A 4,820-nucleotide genomic window follows, 5' to 3' on the forward strand; every position below is an offset into this window, starting at 1 on the left:
AACGACAAGCGTTAAAGGGATAACAGAACTTACAGATTGATAATCACAGCGCATAACGCCAGCATTGCGGCAAATACGCCGATGCGCATACAGGTGATGCTCGCGGAGAACCCTGCAGTGAAGGTCTCGAATTTAGGGAGAAAATCCAGATTGAAATTACCGCCGCCGGTGATACCGGCTGTTGCCATAGCAGGCTTGAGCGTGGTTTTCATGATCATGACCCCCTTCTCTGTTCGGCTGATAACGCCTGTTGCATATCAGCCCTTCTATATAATATGTTGCTTTTCTTCTATGATTTAAGTATACTGTAAAAAATGGAAAATATCTAATGCACAAACGACAAAAAATGTTCTATGAGCGACAAAAATATGGCAATCGGTGTATTTTGGATTATGTATGCAAAATACCTGACCGATGGCGGCCGGATTGACGGCCCGGCTGTATTTTGCCGCGGCTTGAAATGGGGTGTGGATATGATTCAGCAGATGACGGTCATGCGGATTGCCGCCGACAAGGAGAAGGAACAGCGGCACGAAACGCCGCTTTTTCCCTGCAGCGTGTATGTAACCGACTGGCAGAGGGGGAGCATTGAGGGCTGTCCCTGGCACTGGCACAAGGACCTTGAGCTGATGTATGTGGCTATGGGACGGGTGCAGGTGGAGTGCAGCGGCCAGCAGACGGTGCTGAAGGAGGGAGATGGCCTGTTTTTCAACAGCAAGGCCCTCCATCGCTATCAGATGGTAGGAGAGGAAAAATGTCATATCTGCTATCTGGTTTTTAATCCCGATTTTGTCACCGGCGGCGTGGGCACGGTGTACCATCAGAAATACATGGCGCCTCTGGTGTCGGATGCCAGCTTTCCCTGCCAGTTCCTGTACGGGTCCGGGGCGCAGGATGCGGAGATTATCGGCAGGATACGGGCGGCCTTTGCCGCTGCCCGGCAGGGCAGTATCGGCTACGAATACGATGTCAGGTACAACATCAGCAAGGCGCTGCTGCAGCTTTTGCTGGACTATCAGCCGCTGGCGCTGGAGTCAAAGCATATGACGCCGCAGATGGAGCGGCTGCAGGAGATGCTGGATTTTCTGCATTGGCATTTCAGCGAGGAGGTTTCCCTGGCACAGCTTGCAGGCAGTGCCGGTATCAGCTGCCGCGAGGCACAGCGGTGCTTCAAGGGGATACTGCACACCTCGCCTATGGAGTATCTGCACCATTACCGGATGCAGGTGGCGGAGGAGCTTCTGCTGGGAACGTCGGATTCCGTGCTGGATGTGGGAATCAGCTGTGGCTTTCAGAATCCCAGCCATTTTATCAAGTCCTTTCGGAAATATCGCGGCTGTACGCCGCGGGTCTTCCGCCAGAGAAATGCAGGCGGTGCCCTTGGATTTTTTAGAACGGAGTATATGGAGAGTGGTTTGTCAAGAGAACATAGATAGTTTATCCACATTTTTTGCAAAATGTGGATAAAATTGTGGATAAACTGTGATTGCGTGTGCATAATATGGCGGGTTATACACAGGCGCAGGGGATAATTTTAATGCTTTTTTGCAGGAAATCGTATATAATATACCTGCATATATTTTATGGAACAGGGTGACAGAGGGAGGGCTTTATGAGGGCGTGGCATGTTTGGCGGAAAAGGCTGGCGGCGGCGGCCGTGCTTGGCAGTGCGGGGCTTCTGCTGACGATGAATACGGCGCTGGCATTTACAAATCTGCAGAAAAATTCCCGGGGGCCGGAGGTTCTGCAGGTGCAGAAATGCCTGAAGACACTGGGGTACAGCATTCCGGAGCTGGATGGTGTCTTTGGCAACAGCACATATCGGGCCGTGATGGCCTTTCAGCGCTCCAACAAGATAAAGATTACGGGGGTTGTGGATAAAAAAACCTACAACGCCCTGCAGGTGGCCAGGCGCAATTTTGAGCTGAAGGGCGGACTGGAGGGCATGGCTGACGGCGATGCCTCATCAGATGAGGACAGCTGGCAGGAGGCGCGCGGCTCTGCCGTGAATGTGCCGGAGAGCCAGCCCTTCCTGCTTCGCGACAATGTGCCGAATGTGCTCAGGACGGCCAGGAAGTACATAGGCGTTCCGTACAAGTTCGGCGGCGATACGCCGAAGGCCTTTGACTGCTCGGGCTACCTGCAGTACGTTTTTGCCCAGCACGGCATGAACCTGCCCCGGACGGCGGATTTGCAGTTCAAGCTGGGGCGCAGTGTGGCGGCTGGCAGGCTGGAGGCGGGGGACCTGGTGTTTTTCAGCACCTATGAGCCGGGAGCCTCCCACTGCGGCATCTATCTGGGCAACGGCGAGTTTATCCACGCCTCGTCCAGCAAGGGCGTGCGGGTGGACAAGCTCAGTGACGATTACTGGAAGGCGAAGTTTTACGGCGGCAAGCATATTGTCAAGTAATGCTTATCCACAGAAGCCGCGTCTGGAAAGTAACTTATCCACAAAAATTTATACTTGTGTACACTTATGCAGTCTGTTTGGTGTGCTTTATCTCTGCCAGCTAGGAATCATTGAATTCCTAGCTGGTTTGTTATGTATAAGTGTGTATAAATTTTCATTTTTATGTATAATTCCTGTGAATATGTTGTGGACAGTGACCACTACATGTTGTGTTCAGGTTTGACATAGGGCACTATATATTGTAAAATCTAGTTGGTAATTTATCTATATTCTAAAATGGAGAGAGTTGGAGTATGCAAAATATACGAAAACGCAATGGAGATATAGTCCCATTTGTCAGAAAAAAAATCGAGGATGCCATTCACAAGGCCAATCTGGAGTCCATTGATGAAACCTTTGATGGACAGACGCTGAATCTGCTTACAGATGATGTAATCGCCGCAATCAGCGGGCAGGAGATTCCGGCGGTTGAGTTTATTCAGGACACGGTGGAGCAGGTTCTGATAAAGCACAATTACGCCAGCACGGCCAAGGCATTCATCCTGTATCGGGCAGAGCATACCAAGATGCGTCAGGCACAGGGGGACCTGATGGACATCTATGACGAGCTGACCTTCAAGAAGGCGGCTGATGCCGATATCAAGCGGGAAAACGCCAATATCGATGCCGATACGGCCATGGGAACCATGCTGAAATACGGTTCCGAAGGGTCAAAATACTACATTGACAACTACATTTTGCCGAAGGATATTGCGGCGGCTCATGCAGATGGTGATATTCACATCCATGACAAGGATTTCTACATGCTGACGGAAACCTGCTGCCAGATAAATCTTATCAAGCTCTTCGAGGGCGGATTTTCCACCGGGCACGGCTTCCTGCGGGAGCCGAATGATATCCGCTCCTATGCGGCGCTGGCTTGCATTGCGATTCAGGCTAATCAGAATGAGATGCACGGCGGCCAGGCGGTGCCGAATTTTGACTATTCCATGGCGCCGGGCGTGGCAAAGACCTTCCGCAAGCAGTATTTTGAGTATCTCGCTTCCTTTATGCGGGCTGTATTCATGATGAAGCTGGAGGATTCCCGCCTGCTGGCGAGGGAGGTACAGCGCAGTATTCCGATGCAGCTCACCATGTCCAATGCGGACGAGTACAGGGAGCGGCTGGTGGATTTTCTGCCTCATCATCAGGCCAGCCACAACTTTGAGTGGATTTCGCCGAACCAGACGGAGCGCGCCCACAGGTTTGCTGTGGAATCGGCGCTGGATGCCACGGACAGGGCGACCTTCCAGGCTATGGAGGCGCTGATTCACAACCTGAATACCATGAATTCACGCGCCGGCGCCCAGGTGCCGTTCAGCTCCATCAACTATGGTACTGATACGTCGCCGGAGGCGCGGATGGTGATGCGCAACCTGCTGAGGGCTACCGAGGCGGGACTTGGCAACGGCGAGACGCCGATTTTCCCGGTGCAGATTTTCAAGGTCAAGGAAGGCATCAACTACAATCCGGGGGATCCGAACTACGACCTGTTCCAGCAGGCCATGAAGACCTCGGCCAGAAGGCTGTTCCCGAATTTCAGCTTTCTGGATGCACCGTTCAATCTGCAGTATTACAAGCCTGGCGACTACAATACAGAGGTGGCGTACATGGGGTGCCGTACCCGCGTAATGGGCAATGTGCATGACCCGGCAAAGGCCGTTACCTGCGGCCGCGGCAACCTCAGCTTTACCAGCATCAACCTGCCGAGGCTGGCCATCAAGGCCGGGCATGATCTCGACAGGTTCTATCAGGAGCTGGACGGGATTATTGAGCTGGTGTTCCGTCAGCTGCTGCACCGCTTCAGGATTCAGTGCAGCAAGAAGGGCCGCAACTATCCTTTCCTCATGGGACAGGGTGTGTGGATTGATTCTGATGAGGTCGGCCCTGATGACAGCGTGGCCGAGGTGTTGAAGCACGGTACGCTGTCCATGGGCTTTATCGGTCTGGCAGAGTGCCTGACGGCGCTGATTGGCGAGCATCATGGCCAGTCGGCCAAGGCGCAGAAGCTGGGCATGGAGATTGTCGGCTACATGCGCAGGCGCATGGATGAGAAGTCCGAGCAGACAGGGCTGAACTTTACCCTGCTGGCAACCCCGGCAGAGGGGCTGAGCGGGCGCTTTGTGCGCATTGACAGGAAGGTATACGGTGAGATTCCTGGCGTTACGGACAAGGAATACTACACCAACAGCTTCCATGTACCGGTAGGCTACGGCATTTCAGCGGCAGAAAAGGTCAAGCTGGAGGGGCCGTATCACGCCATGACCAACGCGGGTCATATCAGCTACGTGGAGCTGGATGGGGATCCGTCCAAGAATCTCCGGGCCTTCGAGGCGGTAATCCGCTGCATGCATGACAACGGCATCGGCTA

General features: G+C 53.3%; 4 protein-coding genes. 3 read left to right on the plus strand and 1 reads right to left on the minus strand.

Features of this window, described 5'->3' with window-relative positions; all coding sequences use genetic code 11:
• Positions 1-29: 29 nt before the first annotated feature.
• Complete coding sequence (locus tag ACI3UA_RS00815) at positions 30-212, minus strand: hypothetical protein (protein WP_439722935.1); 183 nt, start codon at positions 210-212, stop codon at positions 30-32.
• 156 nt (positions 213-368) lie between these two features.
• Here ACI3UA_RS00815 and ACI3UA_RS00820 point away from each other — a divergent pair, with 156 nt between their 5' ends.
• The 3 genes from ACI3UA_RS00820 to ACI3UA_RS00830 form a co-directional block, all read left to right on the plus strand.
• Positions 369-1,436, plus strand: a complete 1,068-nt coding sequence (locus ACI3UA_RS00820) for an AraC family transcriptional regulator (RefSeq protein WP_439722936.1) — start codon at positions 369-371, stop codon at positions 1,434-1,436.
• 176 nt (positions 1,437-1,612) lie between these two features.
• Positions 1,613-2,410 (plus strand): C40 family peptidase, encoded by a 798-nt coding sequence (locus ACI3UA_RS00825; protein ID WP_439722937.1) that lies wholly within the window; start codon positions 1,613-1,615, stop codon positions 2,408-2,410.
• Positions 2,411-2,703: 293 nt separating this feature from the next.
• A partial coding sequence (locus tag ACI3UA_RS00830; protein ID WP_439722938.1) for an anaerobic ribonucleoside triphosphate reductase occupies positions 2,704-4,820 on the plus strand: 2,117 nt, incomplete at its 3' end.

Source organism: Anaerovibrio sp., from assembly GCF_051866355.1.
In the GTDB taxonomy this organism is placed as follows: Bacteria; Bacillota; Negativicutes; order Selenomonadales; family Selenomonadaceae; genus Anaerovibrio.